Consider the following 18340-nt stretch of genomic DNA (forward strand, 5'->3'; position numbering starts at 1 on the left):
CGCCGGGTCCGTGCAGCCCGCGATGGGCATAGCTGCGCCCCTTGAGCCAGCCGACCCGCGCCGCCTTGGGAGCGGCGACGAGGAAGCGGTCAAGCTGGGCGAACAGCAAGGACAGCATCGACTTCCACCGCAGCGCCAAGCGGCAGCACCGGCACGCCCACCGCGCTGCGCGCGTGCTTTCCGGCATCGCCGAAGGCAGCAACCATCAGTTCGGACGCGCCGTTGGCCACTTTGGGCTGATCGGTGAAGGTGCCGGTCGAGGAGATGAACGCGCCCAACTTCACCACGCGCTCCACCCGGTCGAGCGAGCCGAGCGCGGCTTTGACTTGCGCGAGAATCATCAGCGCGCAGGCTTGTGCTGCGGCAGTGCCCTGCTCGATCGAAACGTCCTCGCCCAAACGGCCCGTCACCAGCTTGCCATCGATGAACGGCAACTGGCCCGACACGTGGAGCAGTCCGTTCGCCTCGACCGTGGGCACATAGGCCGCCACTGGCGCGGCGGCCTGCGGCAGGGTGTGGCCAACCTCGGCCAGCCGGGCTTCTACGCTATCACTCACGCATCTTCTCCATGAATTTGTTCGAGAATCCAGGGTAGCGCCGCTTCCCAATCATCGATCCGGGCGTGCGCATGGCCCGCCTGATGCGCGCAATCGATGTGCGGGGCAAGCAGCGGTTCGCCGCACAAGTGCAGGCGGATCACGTCCGGCGTCAGTTGCGAGACCGAATCGTGGTGCTGCGGCAGATCGTCGATGAACAGCGCGCGGCTGGGGTTGTATTCATCCAGAATCGCCTTGAGCGCCGGGCCTTTCGGTCCCTGATTGGTGAAGACGCGTGCATTGATGCCGACATCGGCCAGTTGCTTTGCGCGGGTTTCGCGGCGGTGGTCGTTGAGGTTGGTGAGGATCACCACATCGGCGTCCTGCGCCACCGTATTGATCCCCGCCACCGCACCTGCGATGGCCTGCTGGCGATACATTTCGGTATCGAAGAACTTGTTCAGCAGGCTCCAGATCTGCTCCGGCGGGACGAGGCTGCTGTCCTTGGCATAGCGCATCGCCTTGGAAAAATCGGCGCTGTCCATCTTGAAGGTCACGCCTTCCTTTTCGCCCAGCCAGTCTCGGAAGGGGGCGACCATGTGCAGCAGCACCTCGTCACAATCGCTGACGATCAGGGGGCGGCTCATGCTAAATCCTTTCGCGCGGCGATGATCGCCTCGGGCGAGATGTCGAGCGCGAAATGGCAGGATCCGACAGGCCAGTGCGCAATTCTTCCGGCGTCAGGCCGGTGAGATCAAGGAAGCGTTCGGCGCGCGGGGCATCGGAAAGCACCCAGCCGAGCGCTTGCAGCGCAATGGCGGCCGCATCGGTGGGGGAGGAAGGCTCTCGGATGATTGTCAGGGCCTTTCGCGGTGCATAAGGGTCACTTAGGTGCTGTTAGGTGCATCTAGGTGCAGTTCGGGAAACAGGCGTGTCAGTGGCAAAAAGAATTCTGGTTGTCGAGGACAACGACCTCAACCGCAAACTGTTCTGCGACCTTTTGCGCGCAAAGGGATTCGAAGTGGAACCAGTGGCTGACGGACGCGTGGCGATTGAACGCACGCGGGTGTTCATGCCGCACCTTGTCATCATGGACATCCAGTTGCCCGACATTTCCGGCATGGACCTGATCGAGGCGCTGAAGGCGGACGAGGAACTGAAGGGCATCCCGATCCTCGCCGTCACCGCCTATGCCGGAAAGGGCGACGAAGAGGCGATCCGCGATGCGGGCGCGGAGGGCTATCTGGCCAAGCCGGTGTCTATCGCGCCGTTCATGGTGGCGGTGAACGCGCTGGTGTGAAGGCGGCTCTGCTTCAGCCGTACCCGAATACATATTCCAGCGCGAAGGTCAGCGCCGTCACACACAGGCCGACCATGAACGTGCGATAAGCGAATGACAGATAGCGGTACTTCTTGCGCTGAAGAACCTGCCCGTTCTGATACATGTCGTGCAGCATGGTGCGGAAGATGGCTTCATCGCTGCGCAGGTCTTCAAGGATTGATTGCGTCCATTCTTCCTCGTCCATGTGTGTGAAAAAGCCGAAAAACAGCTTGTTGGACTTGCCATCGTTGAGTTTGGCCGCACTTGGCCCGCTGATCGACGGGAGCACGGTGAACATCGCGCTGATTGCCGAGACGAAAGCAAAAAACGCCAGCATTCCCAACGAAATGGGCATTCTGCCGCCTTTTGCCTGACCGACCGCAATGGTGAATACGACAAACGTGGCGCCCATCAGGATCGACGCCTTGGAATCCGCCATCTGACTGAGCATCAGGTTGATCTGCTGGGTGGTGCGGACAAGGTGAATGGCGTGGTTGGAATAGCCCGAGGGCGACGGCATCGACAGAGTCAACTTTGGCGGCGGGGAAGCCGGTTCAGGCTGCGTTACAGTCTCTGCCATGATTCCCCCGCGTGCATTTGCCGCATCTTTCGCGGATAACGCGGATGACACAAGGGGCGAGTGCTTGACAAGCGGCGCCATTGGCCGCTTTTCGGCCTTAATCGTCTGGCAGGGGGCATCGGTAAACTTGGGGCCCTGCCCATTGGAGAAGAATTGATGGATCGCGCCGCAACCGCTGAAAAGATCGCCGAACTGGTCGAGCCCTTCAACAAGAAGGGCATTGCGATCACCGAAGCGACGACTTTTGCCGGCGACCTTGAATGGGACAGCCTGACCGTGATGGACTTCGTGGCGGCGATCGAGGACGATTTCGACATCATCATCAGCATGAACCAGCAGGCGGAGATCGAGAACTACGGCCAGCTGATCGATGCAGTGACGAAGCTTCAGGGTTAAATTTCACATTCCCCTCCCCCGCTCATGCTGAGCTTGTCGAAGCATCTGGCGTCCTTCGACAGGCTCAGGACGAGCGGAATCCGGGGTAGGTTTCGGGAAAAGAGAACTGAAATGACCGACCTTTTTTCAAAGTTCGACCCGCTGATCGAACAGCGCCGCGCGCTGCTGGCGGGCGGGGTGGAAGACCCGTTCAATCTGGTGATGGAGCGGGTGATTTCGCCCACCGTGGCGGTGTGCAACGGGCGCGAGACGATCCTGCTGGGCACCTACAACTACATGGGCATGACCTTTGACCCGGACGTGATCGCTGCGGGCAAGGAAGCGCTGGACGATTACGGTTCGGGCACAACCGGCAGCCGCGTGCTGAACGGCACCTATGCCGGGCACAAGGCCTGCGAACAGGCGCTGAAAGATTTCTACGGAATGGACCACGCGATGGTCTTTTCAACCGGGTATCAGGCCAACCTTGGCATCATCAGCACGATGGCGGGCAAAGGCGATTACATCGTGCTCGACATCGACAGCCACGCTTCCATCTGGGACGGCTGCAAGATGGGCGATGCCGAAGTGGTGCCGTTCAAGCACAACGATATCGTCGCCATGGAAAAGCGCCTGAAGCGCATTCCCGAAGGCGCGGGCAAGTTGGTGATCCTTGAAGGCGTCTATTCGATGCTGGGCGATATTGCGCCGCTGAAGGAAATGATCCGCGTGGCCAAGGAAAACGGCGCGATGGTGCTGGTGGACGAGGCGCATTCGATGGGCTTCATCGGCCCCAACGGGCGCGGCGTGGCGGAAGATCAGGGCTGCCTTGACGACGTGGACTTCGTGATCGGCACGTTCTCCAAGTCGGTTGGCACTGTCGGCGGCTTTTGCGTGTCCAACCACCCGAAGTTTGAAATCCTGCGGCTGGTGTGCCGTCCTTATGTATTCACCGCTTCGCTGCCGCCGAGCGTGATGCACACCGCCACCACCAGCATCCGCAAGCTGATGCACGGCGCCAACAAGCGCGCGCATCTGTGGGAGAACTCCAAGACGCTGCACAAGGGCCTGCGCGACAAAGGCTTCACGCTGGGCACGCCTGAGGCACAGAGCGCGATCATCGCGGTGATAATGCCCGATCTGGAGCGCGGCGCGGCCATGTGGGAAGCGCTGCTGCACGAAGGGCTTTACGTGAACCTTGCCCGCCCACCGGCAACGCCTGCGGGGATGACGCTGCTGCGCTGTTCGCTGTGTGCAGAGCATAGCGCCGAGCAGGTGCAGACGATCATCGGCATGTTCGAGCGCGCCGGGAAGGCCGTGGGGATTATCTGATGCGGTTGATATTGGCCGGAATGCTTGCGCTGGTGGCAACGCCGGTGCTGGCGCAGAGTGCGCCGCCTACGGTGGTGACGCCGCCGGGCGAAGGCATGATGGACAAGCCCTGCCCTGCCGACCAGCGCGGGCTGAACTTTGCGCATCCCTATGTCCGCCAATATGACTGGGCGTGGCAGTGCCGCTTTGCCGAGGCGGACAAGCAACTGGCGCAGCGCCCGCGCGTGGTGTTCATCGGCGATTCGATCACCGAAAACTGGGTAGGCCTTGCGCCGTCTCTGTTCGTGAGCGGCGGGGTCGGGCGCGGGATCAGTGGGCAGACCAGCCCGCAGGTTCTGGTGCGGTTCTATCAGGATGTGGTGCGGCTGCGGCCACGCGTGGTGCACATCATGGTGGGCACCAACGATCTTGCGGGGAATACCGGGCCGAACAGCCCGGAGATGTACACCAACCATGTGACGGCAATGGTCGATCTGGCGCAGGCCAATGGCATTGCGGTGGTGATCGGCAGCGTGCTGCCCGCCGCGAAGTTTCCGTGGAAGCCGCAACTGGCTCCGGCCAAGCCGGTGGTGGCGCTGAACACGTGGCTGAAGGCCTTTGCCAAAGCGCGCGGGGCGGCGTTTGCGGATTATCACGCAGCGCTGGTCAATGCCGAGGGCGGGATCAATCCTGACCTTGCGCCGGACGGGATTCACCCCAACGCCAAGGGCTATGCCGTGATGGAGCCGATTGCGCGGGCGGCGATTGCCGAGGCGGAGAAGCTGGGCGGGCGAAAGCAGGTAGTGGGGAAGCGCTGAGATCAGCGGTTTCGGGTAAACGCGGGTGCCCCTCCACCATGCTTCGCATGGTCCCCCTCCCCGTGCCGGGGAGGAATTTCGCGCCATTCGCCTTGTGCGAGTCCATCCAGCGACCAATCGCCGATTTGCCAGCGGACAAGGCGCAGGGTGGGGTGGCCGATGGCGGCTGTCATGCGGCGGATCTGGCGGTTGCGGCCTTCGCGGATGGTGAGGCGCAGCCATGTGTCGGGGATCAGTTTGCGCACGCGGATCGGGGGATCGCGCGGCCAGAGGGCGGGGTCTTCGATCAGGTCCGCATCGGCGGGGAGTGTGACGCCGTCTTTCAGGCGGACGCCTTTGCGCAGCGCCGTAAGCGCGGCTTCATCGGGAATGCCCTCTACTTGCGCGAGATAGGTTTTGGGGAGCTTGAAGCGCGGGTCCGAGATGCGGGCTTGCAGGCGGCCGTCGTCAGTCAACAGGAGCAGGCCTTCGCTATCGTGATCGAGGCGGCCTGCAGGGTAGACGCCGGGGCGGTCGATGAAATTCGCCAGTGTGGGGCGCGGGGGGCCGGTGCGTTCATCGGTGAACTGGCACAGGACGCCGAAGGGTTTGTTGAAAGCGATGAGGGTCATGGGCCTGCTTAGGCGGCTGAACCTTGGGCGGCAATCGCGCGCTGGAAGGCTGGACGCTGTTTCAGGCGGGCGAAGTAGGCGCGCATGAGATCGGACACGAATTCTTCGAGGCCGACCGAGAGTGCGAGCATGATCGCATAGCCCACGGAAATGTCGGCCATGGTGAAGCGATTGGCGGCGGCATAGTTTGCACCCAGCAGCGTTTCGGCGTTGCGCAGGCGCGAGCCGAACCATTCGGCGTAATCGCGCGCGATTTCAGGGCGGCGGTCTTCGGGACGAGCGAAGACCTGGTAGCGCAAGTGGATGGTCTGCGGGAAAGTCAGAGTAGCCTCGCCCATCACGAGGAAGTTGAGATAGGCGGCGTAGTCTGGCTCGTGCGGGCCGACAGCGAGATCGGTGGGGCCATACTTTGTGGCAAGGTAGTGCGGGATCGCGACGCTTTCGGTCAGCCGCGCATCGCCATCGAACAGGACCGGAATGGTGCCGAGCGGGTTGAGATCGTGCATCCCTTCGTGCCGTTTGCGCGGCGGGAACGGGAGGACGTGGAGTTCGTAGGGTAAGTCCATTTCCTCAAGCGCCCACAAGGCGCGGAAGGAGCGAGCGTTGTGGCAATGATAGAGCGTGAGCATTGCAGACGTTTGCGCGCGGGGAAGGCGCGGCACAAGGGGCAGGTTGTGGCCAATTGCAGCGGCACAGAAACAGTTCGATACCCAATCGACACGCCAAGTTTAAAATGCGCAGTCCATACCGCCAATAGGATCGTTACTTTTATCACGGGGAACAAACCATGCGATTGGTTCGGGCAGCGATTTTGCCAATGCTGACTTTTGCCACGGCACATCAGGCACAGGCACAGAACGCGCCAGCCCTTCCTACGGGGACATTGCCCGCGTCTGCTCCCGGACAAGGTGCTCGACCAGCAGGCCCGCCGATGCAACCGCAAGGCTGGACCATGACCATCGGTGTGGCCCCGGTGTTCGGCATGGCATGGCAAGGGTCAAAGGATACCGCGCTTTCAGTTTTCCCGGATCTGCGCGTAAACTACAAAGACACCCTGTTCCTTTCTGTGCCCGATGGGCTGGGCTGGAACGCGGTGAACGCGCAAGGATTGAAGGCCGGGCCGCTCGTCAAGCTGCGCTTCGGTCGCAATGAAAACAACGGCGGATCGCCGTTCCAGATCACCGGCGGCAGCGATGCGCTGATCGGGATGGGCGATATCGGCGTGGCGGGCGAGGCGGGCGGCTTTGTGGAGAAGCGCTTTGGCGCAAAGCGGCAATGGCGCGCGCGGGCGGAAGTGCGGCACGGCTTTGGCGGGCATGAAGGCGTGGTGGGCGATGTGCAGGCCAGCTATTCCGGGCGCACCGGCAAGGTGATTTATTCGGTGGGACCGCGCGCAACTATTGCCAGCGCGGATTATGTTCAGACCTATTTCGGCGTGGATGCCGGGCAGGCGGCGCGGACTGGGCTTGCGGTTTCGCGGCCCGACGGCAGCCTCGTGTCCTATGGGCTGGGGGCGAATGTGATTCGGCCGCTGGACCGACGGCGCGTGGTGACGGTGTTTGCAGGCGTGGACCGGCTGGGCGGGGAGCCTGCAAGCTCATCGTTGATCCGTGAGCGCGGGCAGCGCACGCAGTTCACGGTCGGGCTGGGGTATGGTTTCCGCTTCGGGCTTTGATCAAGCAGCGGTGCGCGGGGCGGCCTGTTCGCACTTGGCTTTGGTTTCCGCCGATTCGCCGCCGCCTAGCATGGTGACGGCGAGGAAACCGCCGACGACCAGCAGCACGAAGCCGATGGTGACGAGGCCCAGGTACTTGTCGATGAAGCGCTTGATCGGCGCGCCGAACAGGCGGAACAGGACGCCGACGATCATGAAGCTGATCGAACGGCTGACCACGCTGGCCAGGATGAACGGCACCAGCGGCATCTGGATGAAGCCAGCAGTGATCGTCAGCAGTTTGAACGGGATGGGCGTTGCGCCCTTGAGCATGATGATTTCTACCCCGTATTCGCGCAAGTAACACGCGGCCTTGGGGAAGCTTTCCGACAGGCCGAGCGCGGCTAGGAGCTGGGTGCCGATGGTATCGTAGAGACCATAGCCGATGGCGTAGCCGAGCATCCCGCCCACGACCGAGGCGACGGTGGCAATGGCAGCGAAACGCACGGCTTTTTTGGGCGCCGCGAGGCACATCAGGCCGAGCAGCGGGTGCGGCGGGATGGGGAAGAAGCTTGCCTCCATGAACGCGAAGAGCGCCAGCCACCATTCTGCGTGCGGGTGCGCGGCCTTGGCCATTGTCCATTCGTAAAGGCGGCGGAGCATCGTTGTTCCTGCGATTGTTGCGGTGCGGCATTTACGGGAGTGGCGCGGTTTCTGCCAGCGGAATTGCTGCGAACCTATTTGGCACTTTTTGGTTGACATTGTCACGCTCATTCGGTACATAACAGGAACATCGCGAAAGACCGAGTCGCTCCGGGGCAAGAGGCCCAAGCAAGGAGCGACGGCCTGCGAGACGCCTTCGACCACTTCACCATAAATACAGGATGGGCACGCATGGCCGGATCGACTCCGTCCAAGTCCGGCAAGCGCCGGACGAGGATTTCTGCTGCGCACAGGACATCGGACAAACCGCAGGACCGCCTTTGGAGAATGCGCTTTCTGGCAACGCTTGCCGAGACATCGAACGTGAGTGCGGCTGCGCGGGCAGCCGAGATCGATCCCAGCCATGCCTACAAGGTGAAGCGAAACGAGAAAGGGTTTGCCGCGCAGTGGCGCGCAGCACTGTGCGAGGGGTACGACCTGCTGGAGCTGGAAGTGCTCCACCGGTTGCGCTTTGGCGAGCCGAAGGACGGGGACGCCAAGTTCGACAATGCCACTGCGCTGCGGCTGCTTTCGCAGCACCGCGAGACGGTGGCGAAGGAGCGGGCGATCCGCGACAATGCCGATGTGGAGGAGGTGCGCGCATCGCTTCACAAGCGGCTGCTGGATATGCGCGACGAGGTTCTGGCGAGCCGCAAGGCTGTTTCGGGTGACTGACGGCTGGCTGAACTGGCTGGCCGAGGCGAGCGACGAGCAGATTGCCGCGCTGATGAAGCGCATCCCGGAACAGGAGATCGAACAATGGCCCTATGACTGGAAGGTCTGGGGGCGCGGGAGCCAGCAGGCTCCGGCAGGAGACTGGCGCGTGTGGCTGGTCATGGCGGGGCGCGGGTTTGGAAAGACGCGGCTGGGTGCCGAATGGGTGCGCAAGGTGGCCGAAAGCAACCCCGATGCGCGGATCGCGCTGGTGGGGGCATCGCTGCACGAAGCGCGCAGTGTGATGGTGGAAGGCGAGAGCGGGCTCCTGTCCATCGGTGCGCCCTGGCAGCGACCAAGTTTTGAAAGTTCGGTGCGCCGGGTGGTGTGGCCCAATGGGGCGCAGGCCTATCTTTATTCCGCAGGCGAGCCGGAGAGTTTGCGCGGTCCGCAGCATTCCCATGCTTGCAGGCCAATCCCAAAAGGAAACGACGGTCAACGAGTCGCTCATCATGCTCGACATGTTGCTGAGCGGCAGCGTGCAAGGCATCAGCAATACGCCGCCATCTACTCCCTTGCCCGGCGAAGTATGGATCGTTGGTAACCTTCCAACTGGAGCGTTTGCCGGGCATACGGATTCGCTCGCCGGATGGACAGACGGCGGTTGGCGCTTTGTTCAACCATCGTCAGGCTTCCGCGTTCAAGATCTGGACACCGGCAGCACGCGGGTGTTCGGAAATGGATGGCAACTGGCCGAAACCCCTGTTCTTCCTACGGGAGGGCAACTAATTGATACTGAAGCCCGCGCGGCAATCGCTGCGATTATAGCCGGCTTGAAAGTTGCCGGAATTTTTTCCGCATCCGTTTAGGAACCAAAAAGGCATCTTTGCATTTCACCGGCACATGAGGGCGCAATCAAGCTAGCGTTGAACTTCACAATGGTGCAAATCCGTTGTTTTTGAGCAACACTTGGTGTGTTTGTCCGCTTGCATGACCACTTTGGAACCGGTAGACAGCCTGCACGACGTGGCATGATGTCGCTTAAAGGGGAAACGATAATGCGGAAAATGGTCCTAGGCTTGGCCTTGGCCTCGACTGTCATGGCATCGCCGGCATTTGCACGGGATGACTCGTGGTATGTCGAACTCGATGCTGGCTCAATGATTCTCGAAGATGTCGAGAATCTGCGTGGCTCGAACCAGCAGGGTGTCTTGAACACCAAGACTGGTTTTGATGCTGGCGGTATCGTCGGTTATGACTTCGGCGGCTTCCGCCTTGAAAGCGAAGTCAGCTTCCGTCGTGCTGAAGAAGATTCCTATGACACCGGCACACGCGTCGTTCCTGACGGCGGACTTGGCGGTGGCGCTGAAGCTCTCAGCTTCATGGTCAACGGCCTGCTGGATTTCGGTCCGGATGATGGCCTGCAGGGCTTTGTTGGCGGCGGCGTTGGCGTAAGCCGCGCTAAGGTGGCGGTGATCTACAACGACACTGCCCGCAACATCGTGGATTCGGACACCGGCTTTGCGTGGCAGGCTCTGGCCGGTGTTCGCGCACCGCTCAGCGACAGCATCGACGTTGGCCTGAAGTATCGCTTCTTCAACCAGAATCACATCGATCTGGTGACGAATGCTGGTGCAAATGCTCGCACGAAGCTCCGTTCGCACTCGCTGTTGGGTACGCTGACGTTCAACTTTGGTGGCGCTGAGCCGGTCGAAGAAGCGGCACCGCCGCCGCCTCCGCCGCCTCCGCCGCCGCCGCCCCCGCCGCCCCCGCCGCCCCCGCCGGCTCCGGTTTGCAACAAGGGTCCGTACATCGTGTTCTTCGACTGGGATAAGTCGGACATCACGCCTGAGGCTGCAACCATCCTCGACAACGCGGTCACTGCCTATGGCAACTGCGCCAGCGTTCCGATCATGCTTGCCGGTTACGCTGACCGTTCGGGTACCGCGAAGTACAATCAGGGCCTTTCCGAACGTCGTAACGTTTCGGTCCGTTCGTACCTCACCTCGCATGGTATCTCGGATGGCTCGATCACGACCCAGGCATTCGGCGAAAACAACCCGCGCGTTCCGACCGCGGATGGTGTTCGTGAACTGCAAAACCGTCGCGTGGAAATCACCTACGGTCCGGGTTCGGGCATGTAATTTTCGGCTTTGCCGGAATAAAGAACAAGGGGCCGGAGAAATCCGGCCCCTTTTCCGTTATGCTCTCCGAACACTTTGAAAACGGAGACAAACCATGCTGCCCAAACTTGCGTCCATTGCCTATGCTGCACCGTTATTGCTGGCTGCTTGCACGACTCCGGGGCAGGAAGGTTCTACCGAGAAATTCGCACACACAACCTTGCTGGATGCCACTGGCAAGTCTGTGGGTGAAGCAACCTTCATTGCGAACGGTAATGTGGTTGAACTGGCTGCAGACGTCTTCAGCCTGTCACCCGGCGACCATGGCATTCACGTTCATACTACGGGAAAGTGTGATGCGCCCGCGTTCACCACAGCAGGTGGCCACCTCAATCCCGATGCCCACAAGCATGGCACGATGAATCCAGCTGGCCCGCACATGGGTGATCTCCCGAACATCACCGTTGGAGCAAACGGCGCCGGCTCAATCCGCACCACTCTTGTGGGAGCTTCGGAAAACCTGCGGGCCGCAATGTTCGACGCTGACGGCAGCGCCGTGGTTGTTCACGCGGGCCCGGACGACTACAAGTCAGATCCGGCTGGCAACAGTGGTGGCCGCATTGCGTGCGGCGTAGTCGAAGTTATGAAGCCCTGACGCCCAGCGGCTAAATGTCTTCACCGGCAGTGCGAGCGCGGCTTTCAAGGCTGGCCTGCGCTGCCGGAACCGACTTGATCGCCGCCAGCAACAAAACAAGCCCAATCGGAACCGTCACAAGCGTCGACAGTACGCCCGTGGAAAGGTCATCTCCAGTAGAGGCCGAAACATAGCCCGCCATGAACGGTCCGAGTGCCAAGCCTACCAAAGTCGTCGCCAAGAAGAACGTAGCGGTGGCCGTGCCTCTCATTCTGGGCAGGACCAGTAATTGGCTGGTTGCTGCAGCGCCGCCCAACGCGCTACTCGACATGACGTGCGCGATGAATGAATAGACGACGAAGGCTGTGAAGGAATCAGTCGTATATGCACCGATGAGAGGTGCGATCGGCGCAAGCAATCCGAACAGGGTAACGTACAGCCGCCCTGCTGGCCCCCGTGCGAAGAGCGCATCGGCCACCCTTCCCCCGATGATGACCCCAAGAAATCCGGCTAGCGCACCGGTGCCACCAATCGTGAACCCCAGATCAGCTTTCGCGATTCCAAACACACGCTCAGCATATGGCGCCCCCCAATAGGAGGACGCGTATGATACGAATGCCACCATGCCGTAGCCCAGTGTCGTGCACAGAAAGGCTGGCGTTCCCCAGATGAGCCGGAATGTTGGCAAATCTTCGGCCCTCAGAGCAGAGGCCCAACTGTAGACGGCATAGATTCCCACACCCAGAAACACCCATTGCTGTAGAGTCGAGCGCCCCAGCAGCAACGCGAGGCCCCAAGCTATTAGCGCAATGGTCGCCGCACACAGCAGGTTCAGTGCCAGCGCCACCGGCCCGCGCCTTGCCGCGCCGATCAGCGTGAACGGCGGAATCACGTTGAGTAGTTCTGCGGCGAAGCCCTTGAACGGTTGCGGCGATCCATGTGTGATCATGCCATCAATCGCGCCGCGCAGAGGTTCACGAATGGTCATTACCCACAGCGCAAGCAAAATGCCGGGCAATCCCACTGCCATGAACGCCGCCTGCCAGCCCACCAGCCCCAACGGACCGCCTTGCGGATAGGCCGCATTCCAAGCCTCAAGAATGTAGCCCCCCATGAAGAGCGACAGCCCTCCGCCGAGAAACAAACCGGAAGAGTATATCGCCAGCGCCGTCGCGCGCAGTCGTTGCGGGAAGTAGTCCGAGATCAGCGAATACGCTGCGGGACTGGCCGTCGCTTCCCCTACACCCACACCGATTCGGGCAACGGTCAATTGCGCACCGGTCTTTGAGAAACCGGAAACGGCGGTCATAACTGACCACACCGCCAGCCCGATGCTCATTAGCCGTACACGGTGCCAACTGTCTGCCAATCGTCCCAACGGGATGCCGAACAGCGAGTAAAACACAGCAAACGCGGTGCCATAGAGGAAGCCAAGGTCAGCATCGGTCAGCGAGAGGTCTCGTTTGATGTCATTGGCGAGGATTGAAAGAATCTGCCGGTCGACAAAATTCAGGATATAGACAAGCACAAGGATGCCCAGCACGTACCAACTGTACGCGGAGACTTCCTGTGGCGGCTGCTGCGCCTGTGCAGTGCTGCTACTCTCCGCTGCCGTACCGGGTTCCGTCATCAAGACCTGCCTCTTCAAACCCTGCGCGCCGCAGGCGACAGCTGTCACACACTCCGCAGGCTCTCCCATCCGCAAGGGGATCGTAGCAAGACCAGCTTTGGCCTGCATCAAGCCCCAGCCGCGCTGCTTCCTGCGCGATCTGTGATTTTTTCAAATGCTGCAGCGGCGCGTGGATCGTCACGGTCCCACCTTCGCTGCCAAACTTGGTGGCCAAACGGGCCAGGTTCTGAAATCCGTCTACGAACTCGGGGCGGCAGTCAGGATAGCCTGAGTAATCAAGCGCGTTGACGCCGATGAACAGGTCCTTTGAACCAGCCGCCTCAGCCCACGCAAGCGCGAGTGAGAGAAATACGAGATTGCGCGCCGGCACATAAGTTACCGGGATATCATCCCCCAAGCCCTGCTTGGGCACGGCAATATCGTCGGTCAGTGCAGAGCCGCCAAACTGGCGAAGGTCGAGCGGCAGGATCACATGCCGTTCCACGTCTAGACGTGTGGCAATCATCCGCGCAGCATCAAGCTCAACGCGATGACGCTGGTTGTAGTCGATCGTCAGCGCGAGCACTTTGTAACCCTGCTCCTGCGCCAAGGCGGCGCAAACCATCGAATCCAAGCCCCCCGAAAGCAGGACAACGGCGCGCGGCTTATCAATAGATGCGGAACTTTCGACCATTGCCAATGGGCTAGCCGCGCCGCAGCAGTGATGCAATGGTCTCGTGTGTAACTTTATGCAGCGGGAATCAGCGGCACGATCCAAGACGCCGCGCTTCGCCACTGAAATTGAACGGCAACCCCTTGGAAATACCCTGCGTTTCCAACCGCACGAGCCGTGGATTGTCAAAACGGATGGTGGTTTGGCCATAACCGTTGGCGGGACAGGTATAGTGCACCGTAACCATTTCTGCGGTGTCATCGACCACGAACCGGCGGCAGGCGTCCCCCTGATGACGCATCTGAATCAGCTTGCGGCCATTGTCGATGCAGATTTTGAAGGCACTCCCTTCAGGGCGTGCCCGCACCTCCCACTGCCCTGGTTCCAGTCGATCCAACATGGCCAGCACAGGCCCCTGTGCCACGCCTGATGTAGTCACAAAGGCAGAAATCGCAGCAGCGATAAATCCGATGTCACGGGCGAAGTAACGATATTGGCGAATGCGGCTCAACATAGCTCTGCCTAGCATCTTGGATCGCGGCAAAGTTGTGCGCACGATCATTGTTGCTAAACGATAACATTGGCTACGTGACGATGAAATGCCCTCAGGCCACGTCAAAGCGTGAAATTTACTGTCATGTTTGCCAAGCCATGCCCAATTTCAAGGCAAATCGATTGCAAACGCCTTTGAGCAGAACGCGCAATCGACCATGATCAATCCATCGTCGTCTTTCATGTCTTCCTGCTCTGCCGCCGCAAACCGCGATAGGACATCGCGATAGTGCTCGATCGTGCAGCGGCAACCGCGGGTTAACGTCTGCCCCGGCTCCACGCGAATCTCGCGTTCTTCGTGGAACAGCCGCCAGACCACGCTTTCCAAGTCCAGCGCTGGATCGACCAGTTCGTCAGCCTTCACCGAGCCGCCCAGAATTGCAACATGCTCCCACTCGGGATGGTCGAGTTGCACGTGCAATCGCTCGCGCCCCTCCTCGCCTTCGGGCAGGTGCTGAAGCAGCATACCTCCGGCAACGCAACCGGATGGCGTACTGTGTACTGCCACGCGGATCACCGTCGGCACTTGCTCGGACTGGAAAAAGTAGCTCTCGCAAGCCTCCGCCAGCGAAGTGCCCTCCAACGGCACAACCCCCTGATAGCGCTGGCCGCTGGTCGCGAGATCAAAGGTGATCGCCAGATACCCTGCGCCAAACAGCGCAAACAGCGATGGCGACGGCCCGAGTTCGTCCAGCCTGGCCCGGTCATACCGGATATGACCGCGTACCTCGCCATTGCGATAATCGCACACCAGAAGGTCAATCACCCCCTCCTGCGTCTGCGCCTGAAGCGTCAACTGGCTATCCTGATCTTTCAACAGGGCGCCCAGCAGCGCGGTGATGGCCAGTGCCTCGGCCAGCACATGACGAATCGGCGCAGGGTAGGCATGAGCAGACAGGATTGTATCGAGCACAGGCCCCAGCCGCACAATGCGTCCGCGGGCATTGCGGTCCGGCAGGGTAAAATGCATCACCCTGTCAAACCCCGTGGACGGCTGTGCCGGTTCGCTCACGCCTTCGTCTTTCATCAAATCTGGCCAAACACCCAGCGCAACACAGACTTCTGTGCGTGGATGCGGTTCTCCGCCTCGTCCCATACAACCGAGCGCGGACCATCAATCACTGCATCGGTCACTTCCTCGCCGCGATGGGCAGGCAGGCAGTGCAGGAACAGCGCGTCCGGCTTTGCATGGGCCATCAACGCGTCGTTGACTTGATAGGGTTCCATCGCCGCCAGCTTGGCCTCGGCATGGGCTTGCCCCATCGATATCCAGGTGTCGGTGACAACGACATCGGCCCCGCGCACCGCTTCGGCCGGATCGCGCACAACACGCACATTGGCCCCGCCAAGCGTTGCGGCCTCGATGAACGCTGCGTCGCTCTCGTAGCCTTCGGGCACACCGACGCGCACGTTGAACTTCATCAGCCCGGCCGCTTCGACGATAGAGTTCAGCACGTTATTGCCATCGCCCAGCCACGCCACTTCAAGGCCTGGCAGCGCCTTGCCGTGTTCAATCACGGTCAGCAGATCAGCCATGATCTGGCATGGGTGCGAAAGATCGGTCAGCCCATTGATCACCGGCACCGTCGCATAGCGTGCGAGTTCTTCAACCTTGGCGTGGTCATCCGTGCGCAGCATGATCGCATCGGCCATGCGGCTGAGCACGCGCGCGGTATCGGCAATCGTCTCGCCCCGCCCAAGTTGCGTCGTCCCGGCATCAAGGATGAGCGCCGACCCGCCAAGCTGGCGCATCGCCACATCAAACGACACGCGCGTGCGGGTGGAGTTCTTCTCGAACACCATGGCCAGAACGTGGCCCGCCAGTGGTGCATCGGCATCAGCCTTGCCTTTCGGCTGGCCAGCCCGCGCGGCCTTGCGATCAATCACATCGTTCAACATCGCAGCAACAGCATGGCCGCCTGCATCGGTGAGGTTGAGAAAATGCCGGGTCATGATGCGGGTGCCTCCGGTTGATAGCTTGCAGCAGCGGCCGAGAGCCGCTCCATGAACTCGTCGATGTGGGTGTCGTCAATCACCAGAGGCGGGATCACGCGCACCGTATTGTCTCCGGCTGAAACGGTAAGCAGCTGGTGGTTATCACGCATATGGGCGACAAACGGACGCGGCTCCACCTTCATCATCAGGCCGAGCATCAAGCCACGTCCGCGCACACCCGTGAACAGATCGGGGTAGTTGCCGATGAACTGCTCGATCCGGCCACGCAGCCGCTCACCCTTGGCACGCACGTCGTCCAGGAATTCCTCGTTCGCCACCACATCCAGCACGGCCTCGCCCGCCGCCATGGCCAACGGATTGCCGCCATAGGTGCTGCCGTGGGTGCCTGCGACCATACCGCGCGCCGCCTTTTCAGTGGCAAGGCACGCGCCCATCGGAAAGCCGCCGCCGATGCCCTTGGCGGTCGCCATGATGTCCGGTTCCACGCCGTACTGCTCATAGGCGTAGAGCGTGCCGGTGCGCGCAACACCGCACTGAACTTCGTCGAAAATCAGCATGAGATCATGCTCGTCGCACAGCGCACGCAACCCTTGGATGAACGCATCCGAGCCATCGCGGATGCCCCCTTCGCCCTGAATTGGCTCAACCAGAAAGCCTGCCGTATTCGGCCCCATGGCCGCCTTTGCGCCTTCAAGATCGTCAAAATCGACGTACTTGAAACCTTCCAGCAGTGGCAGGAAGCCCTTGTGCATCTTCTCCTGATTGGAGGCGCTGATCGTGGCCATGGTGCGGCCATGAAAGGCGTTCTTGAACGTGATCAGTTCGTACTTGTGGTCATTGCCCACCGCCGAATGATAGGCGCGCGCGGTCTTCATCGCGCACTCCACCGCCTCTGCACCCGAATTGGTGAAGAACACCGTATCGGCAAAAGTCAGATCAACCAACCTTTGCGCCAGATGCTCACCCTGCGGGCTGCCATACAGGTTCGACACATGCATCAGCGTCGCCGCCTGGCGCTGGATCGCACCGATCAGATGCTCGTGGGAATGCCCCAGCAGGTTGACCGCAATGCCGCTCGCGAAATCGAGATAGCGCGTGCCATCCTCGGAAATCAGGTGGCAGTTCTCGCCTCGCACCGGACGCACGCCGCACCGGGGGTACACGGGCATCAACGGGGTGATAGACATAGTGCTCTCCTGTTCAGTCGCGGGAAGTCTGTATTGCGGAAATGCTGGGCCAAGATGCTGGCCTGATGGGGGGAAGAATATAATTCCGCAAGGAAATCGGGGAATCGCAAACGACAAATGGCGGCCCCCAAAGGACCGCCATTTGTGCGCGTATGTAGTTGCAGGTCGCCGGTCAGATCACCGGAAACGTTGCAATCGGGATCAACCCTGAATCGGCACCAGGTTGACCGCCGAGTGCTTGCCTCGTCGATCGACTTCAAGGTCGAATTCAAGCTTGTCGCCTTCGTTCAGTTCCCGCAGGCCCGAACGTTCAACTCATCACGCGTGATGAAGCCAAAGCCCTTCATTGCATTGAAGAACTTGACCGTGCCAGTGGCCTTTTCGCCCGTCAGCTCACGCTGCGGAGCCGTAGGCTTTGCAGCAACCGGGATAACGTCGCCCACAACCTGAAGGTCAGCAGCGGAGACTTTGCCGCCGCGATCAACAAGGTTGAATTCCAGCGTCTGGCCTTCAGCCAGGCCTTCAAGACCTGCGCGTTCGACAGCGCTGATGTGAACGAACACGTCCTCACCACCGTCTTCACGCGAGATGAAGCCGAAACCCTTCTGGCCGTTGAAGAACTTTACGACACCCTTGCCGGTGCCGACGACCTGAGCAGGCATTCCGCCGCCACTACCGCCGCCGCGTGAGCCGCCGAAGCCGCCACCGCCGCCGCCACGTGAGCCGCCGAAGCCACCGCCGCCGCCACCGAAGCCGCCGCGATCGCCGCCGCCAAAGCCGCCACGGTCACCACCGCCAAAGCCACCGCCGCGATTGCCGCCGCCGAAGCCGCCGCGATCGCCACCGCCAAAGCCACCACGGTCACCAAAACCGCCGCCGCTAAAGCCGCCGCCACCGCCGTAGGGATCGAAGCCGCCCTCGTCGCCAAAACCGTCGCGCTTGTCCCTGCCGCGACCGCGCCGCCCTCTGTCAAAACCCATAGAAATCAATAGACCTTCAATCCGCCCCAACCTTCACGGCACCGCAAGCCGGACGCGGGAGCCG

The 18340-nt window shown here is 61.2% G+C and carries 22 protein-coding genes and 2 pseudogenes; 10 read left to right on the forward strand and 14 right to left on the reverse strand.

Features of this window, described 5'->3' with window-relative positions; all coding sequences use genetic code 11:
• Positions 1-89 precede the first annotated feature (89 nt).
• The 3 genes from B7X90_RS13590 to B7X90_RS13600 are packed head-to-tail and all read right to left on the reverse strand — an operon-like array spanning position 90 to position 1328.
• The gene (locus B7X90_RS13590; protein WP_292625274.1) at positions 90-557 is read right to left on the reverse strand and encodes a RidA family protein; all 468 of its coding nucleotides are present in this window, start codon (positions 555-557) and stop codon (positions 90-92) included.
• Complete coding sequence (locus B7X90_RS13595) at positions 554-1183, reverse strand: HAD family hydrolase (protein WP_292625275.1); 630 nt, start codon at positions 1181-1183, stop codon at positions 554-556. The genes B7X90_RS13590 and B7X90_RS13595 overlap by 4 nt, the downstream gene beginning before the upstream one ends.
• A gap of 1 nt (position 1184) precedes the next feature.
• Positions 1185-1328 (reverse strand): DUF3572 family protein, encoded by a 144-nt coding sequence (locus B7X90_RS13600; RefSeq protein ID WP_292625276.1) that lies wholly within the window; start codon positions 1326-1328, stop codon positions 1185-1187.
• Between the two features lie 145 nt (positions 1329-1473).
• On the opposite strand from B7X90_RS13600, the gene B7X90_RS13605 reads away from it, so the two are divergent.
• Positions 1474-1836 carry a response regulator gene (locus B7X90_RS13605; protein ID WP_292625278.1) on the forward strand — a complete coding sequence of 121 codons (363 nt, stop codon included), beginning with the start codon at positions 1474-1476 and terminating at the stop codon, positions 1834-1836.
• A 13-nt stretch (positions 1837-1849) separates the two neighbouring features.
• Here B7X90_RS13605 and B7X90_RS13610 read toward each other — a convergent pair whose 3' ends face one another.
• Positions 1850-2437, reverse strand: coding sequence for a Pycsar system effector family protein (locus B7X90_RS13610; protein ID WP_292625280.1), 588 nt, complete (start codon positions 2435-2437; stop codon positions 1850-1852).
• A 156-nt stretch (positions 2438-2593) separates the two neighbouring features.
• Between B7X90_RS13610 and B7X90_RS13615 the strand changes: the two genes are divergently transcribed.
• The 3 genes from B7X90_RS13615 (at position 2594) to B7X90_RS13625 (ending at position 4941) form a co-directional block, all read left to right on the forward strand.
• A complete protein-coding gene (locus B7X90_RS13615) occupies positions 2594-2833 on the forward strand; it encodes an acyl carrier protein (RefSeq protein ID WP_292625282.1) in 240 nt (79 codons plus the stop codon).
• A 111-nt stretch (positions 2834-2944) separates the two neighbouring features.
• Positions 2945-4144 (forward strand): aminotransferase class I/II-fold pyridoxal phosphate-dependent enzyme, encoded by a 1200-nt coding sequence (locus tag B7X90_RS13620; protein ID WP_292625284.1) that lies wholly within the window; start codon positions 2945-2947, stop codon positions 4142-4144.
• Positions 4144-4941, forward strand: a complete 798-nt coding sequence (locus B7X90_RS13625) for a GDSL-type esterase/lipase family protein (RefSeq protein ID WP_292625285.1) — start codon at positions 4144-4146, stop codon at positions 4939-4941. The genes B7X90_RS13620 and B7X90_RS13625 overlap by 1 nt, the downstream gene beginning before the upstream one ends.
• 2 nt (positions 4942-4943) lie before the next feature.
• Here the strand turns inward: B7X90_RS13625 and B7X90_RS13630 are convergent, their stop codons facing one another.
• Together B7X90_RS13630 and B7X90_RS13635 are read right to left on the reverse strand one after the other, a co-directional pair.
• Positions 4944-5552, reverse strand: coding sequence for a pseudouridine synthase (locus B7X90_RS13630; RefSeq protein WP_292625287.1), 609 nt, complete (start codon positions 5550-5552; stop codon positions 4944-4946).
• A gap of 8 nt (positions 5553-5560) precedes the next feature.
• Positions 5561-6181, reverse strand: coding sequence for a glutathione S-transferase family protein (locus B7X90_RS13635; protein ID WP_292625289.1), 621 nt, complete (start codon positions 6179-6181; stop codon positions 5561-5563).
• 302 nt (positions 6182-6483) lie between these two features.
• Here B7X90_RS13635 and B7X90_RS13640 point away from each other — a divergent pair, with 302 nt between their 5' ends.
• Positions 6484-7227, forward strand: a complete 744-nt coding sequence (locus B7X90_RS13640) for a MipA/OmpV family protein (protein ID WP_292625290.1) — start codon at positions 6484-6486, stop codon at positions 7225-7227.
• Here the strand turns inward: B7X90_RS13640 and B7X90_RS13645 are convergent, their stop codons facing one another.
• The gene (locus tag B7X90_RS13645; protein ID WP_292625292.1) at positions 7228-7869 is read right to left on the reverse strand and encodes a YqaA family protein; all 642 of its coding nucleotides are present in this window, start codon (positions 7867-7869) and stop codon (positions 7228-7230) included.
• 231 nt (positions 7870-8100) lie between these two features.
• On the opposite strand from B7X90_RS13645, the gene B7X90_RS13650 reads away from it, so the two are divergent.
• From B7X90_RS13650 to B7X90_RS13670, 5 genes and pseudogenes are all read left to right on the forward strand, one after another.
• Complete coding sequence (locus tag B7X90_RS13650; protein ID WP_292625294.1) at positions 8101-8583, forward strand: hypothetical protein; 483 nt, start codon at positions 8101-8103, stop codon at positions 8581-8583.
• A gap of 52 nt (positions 8584-8635) precedes the next feature.
• A pseudogene (locus tag B7X90_RS13655) lies at positions 8636-9028 on the forward strand (terminase family protein); the annotation flags it as partial.
• Between the two features lie 55 nt (positions 9029-9083).
• Positions 9084-9431, forward strand: a complete 348-nt coding sequence (locus B7X90_RS13660; RefSeq protein ID WP_292625308.1) for a DUF2793 domain-containing protein — start codon at positions 9084-9086, stop codon at positions 9429-9431.
• 189 nt (positions 9432-9620) lie between these two features.
• Positions 9621-10706 carry an OmpA family protein gene (locus B7X90_RS13665; RefSeq protein ID WP_292625296.1) on the forward strand — a complete coding sequence of 362 codons (1086 nt, stop codon included), beginning with the start codon at positions 9621-9623 and terminating at the stop codon, positions 10704-10706.
• A gap of 94 nt (positions 10707-10800) precedes the next feature.
• Positions 10801-11340, forward strand: coding sequence for a superoxide dismutase family protein (locus tag B7X90_RS13670; RefSeq protein ID WP_292625297.1), 540 nt, complete (start codon positions 10801-10803; stop codon positions 11338-11340).
• A gap of 10 nt (positions 11341-11350) precedes the next feature.
• Here B7X90_RS13670 and B7X90_RS13675 read toward each other — a convergent pair whose 3' ends face one another.
• From B7X90_RS13675 to B7X90_RS13705, 7 genes and pseudogenes are all read right to left on the reverse strand, one after another.
• The gene (locus B7X90_RS13675; protein WP_292625300.1) at positions 11351-12949 is read right to left on the reverse strand and encodes an MFS transporter; all 1599 of its coding nucleotides are present in this window, start codon (positions 12947-12949) and stop codon (positions 11351-11353) included.
• Positions 12918-13622, reverse strand: coding sequence for a 7-cyano-7-deazaguanine synthase QueC (queC, locus tag B7X90_RS13680; protein WP_292625301.1), 705 nt, complete (start codon positions 13620-13622; stop codon positions 12918-12920). The genes B7X90_RS13675 and queC overlap by 32 nt, the downstream gene beginning before the upstream one ends.
• 67 nt (positions 13623-13689) lie before the next feature.
• Positions 13690-14112, reverse strand: coding sequence for a DUF3617 family protein (locus B7X90_RS13685; protein WP_292625302.1), 423 nt, complete (start codon positions 14110-14112; stop codon positions 13690-13692).
• A 150-nt stretch (positions 14113-14262) separates the two neighbouring features.
• Entirely contained in the window at positions 14263-15180 is a 918-nt protein-coding gene (locus B7X90_RS13690) for an Hsp33 family molecular chaperone HslO (RefSeq protein ID WP_292625303.1), read from the reverse strand.
• The gene (gene argF, locus B7X90_RS13695) at positions 15180-16106 is read right to left on the reverse strand and encodes an ornithine carbamoyltransferase (RefSeq protein WP_292625305.1); all 927 of its coding nucleotides are present in this window, start codon (positions 16104-16106) and stop codon (positions 15180-15182) included. Before argF ends, B7X90_RS13690 begins: the two co-directional genes overlap by 1 nt.
• Positions 16103-17296 carry an aspartate aminotransferase family protein gene (locus tag B7X90_RS13700; protein WP_292625307.1) on the reverse strand — a complete coding sequence of 398 codons (1194 nt, stop codon included), beginning with the start codon at positions 17294-17296 and terminating at the stop codon, positions 16103-16105. The genes argF and B7X90_RS13700 overlap by 4 nt, the downstream gene beginning before the upstream one ends.
• A 201-nt stretch (positions 17297-17497) precedes the next feature.
• A pseudogene (locus B7X90_RS13705) lies at positions 17498-18276 on the reverse strand (cold shock domain-containing protein).
• Positions 18277-18340 lie beyond the last annotated feature (64 nt).

Source organism: Novosphingobium sp. 17-62-19, from assembly GCF_002256775.1.
In the GTDB taxonomy this organism is placed as follows: Bacteria; Pseudomonadota; Alphaproteobacteria; order Sphingomonadales; family Sphingomonadaceae; genus Novosphingobium.

Excerpts from the sequence above, each read along its gene's own strand:
- B7X90_RS13595 (WP_292625275.1), bottom strand. The coding sequence starts at position 1,183 with ATGAGCCGCCCCCTGATCGTCAGCGATTGTGACGAGGTGCTGCTGCAC.
- B7X90_RS13610 (WP_292625280.1), bottom strand. The coding sequence starts at position 2,437 with ATGGCAGAGACTGTAACGCAGCCTGAACCGGCTTCCCCGCCGCCAAAG.
- B7X90_RS13615 (WP_292625282.1), top strand. The coding sequence starts at position 2,594 with ATGGATCGCGCCGCAACCGCTGAAAAGATCGCCGAACTGGTCGAGCCC.
- B7X90_RS13620 (WP_292625284.1), top strand. The coding sequence starts at position 2,945 with ATGACCGACCTTTTTTCAAAGTTCGACCCGCTGATCGAACAGCGCCGC.
- B7X90_RS13625 (WP_292625285.1), top strand. The coding sequence starts at position 4,144 with ATGCGGTTGATATTGGCCGGAATGCTTGCGCTGGTGGCAACGCCGGTG.
- B7X90_RS13630 (WP_292625287.1), bottom strand. The coding sequence starts at position 5,552 with ATGACCCTCATCGCTTTCAACAAACCCTTCGGCGTCCTGTGCCAGTTC.
- B7X90_RS13635 (WP_292625289.1), bottom strand. The coding sequence starts at position 6,181 with ATGCTCACGCTCTATCATTGCCACAACGCTCGCTCCTTCCGCGCCTTG.
- B7X90_RS13640 (WP_292625290.1), top strand. The coding sequence starts at position 6,484 with ATGCAACCGCAAGGCTGGACCATGACCATCGGTGTGGCCCCGGTGTTC.
- B7X90_RS13645 (WP_292625292.1), bottom strand. The coding sequence starts at position 7,869 with ATGCTCCGCCGCCTTTACGAATGGACAATGGCCAAGGCCGCGCACCCG.
- B7X90_RS13650 (WP_292625294.1), top strand. The coding sequence starts at position 8,101 with ATGGCCGGATCGACTCCGTCCAAGTCCGGCAAGCGCCGGACGAGGATT.
- B7X90_RS13660 (WP_292625308.1), top strand. The coding sequence starts at position 9,084 with ATGTTGCTGAGCGGCAGCGTGCAAGGCATCAGCAATACGCCGCCATCT.
- B7X90_RS13665 (WP_292625296.1), top strand. The coding sequence starts at position 9,621 with ATGCGGAAAATGGTCCTAGGCTTGGCCTTGGCCTCGACTGTCATGGCA.
- B7X90_RS13670 (WP_292625297.1), top strand. The coding sequence starts at position 10,801 with ATGCTGCCCAAACTTGCGTCCATTGCCTATGCTGCACCGTTATTGCTG.
- B7X90_RS13675 (WP_292625300.1), bottom strand. The coding sequence starts at position 12,949 with ATGACGGAACCCGGTACGGCAGCGGAGAGTAGCAGCACTGCACAGGCG.
- queC (WP_292625301.1), bottom strand. The coding sequence starts at position 13,622 with ATGGTCGAAAGTTCCGCATCTATTGATAAGCCGCGCGCCGTTGTCCTG.
- B7X90_RS13690 (WP_292625303.1), bottom strand. The coding sequence starts at position 15,180 with ATGAAAGACGAAGGCGTGAGCGAACCGGCACAGCCGTCCACGGGGTTT.
- argF (WP_292625305.1), bottom strand. The coding sequence starts at position 16,106 with ATGACCCGGCATTTTCTCAACCTCACCGATGCAGGCGGCCATGCTGTT.
- B7X90_RS13700 (WP_292625307.1), bottom strand. The coding sequence starts at position 17,296 with ATGTCTATCACCCCGTTGATGCCCGTGTACCCCCGGTGCGGCGTGCGT.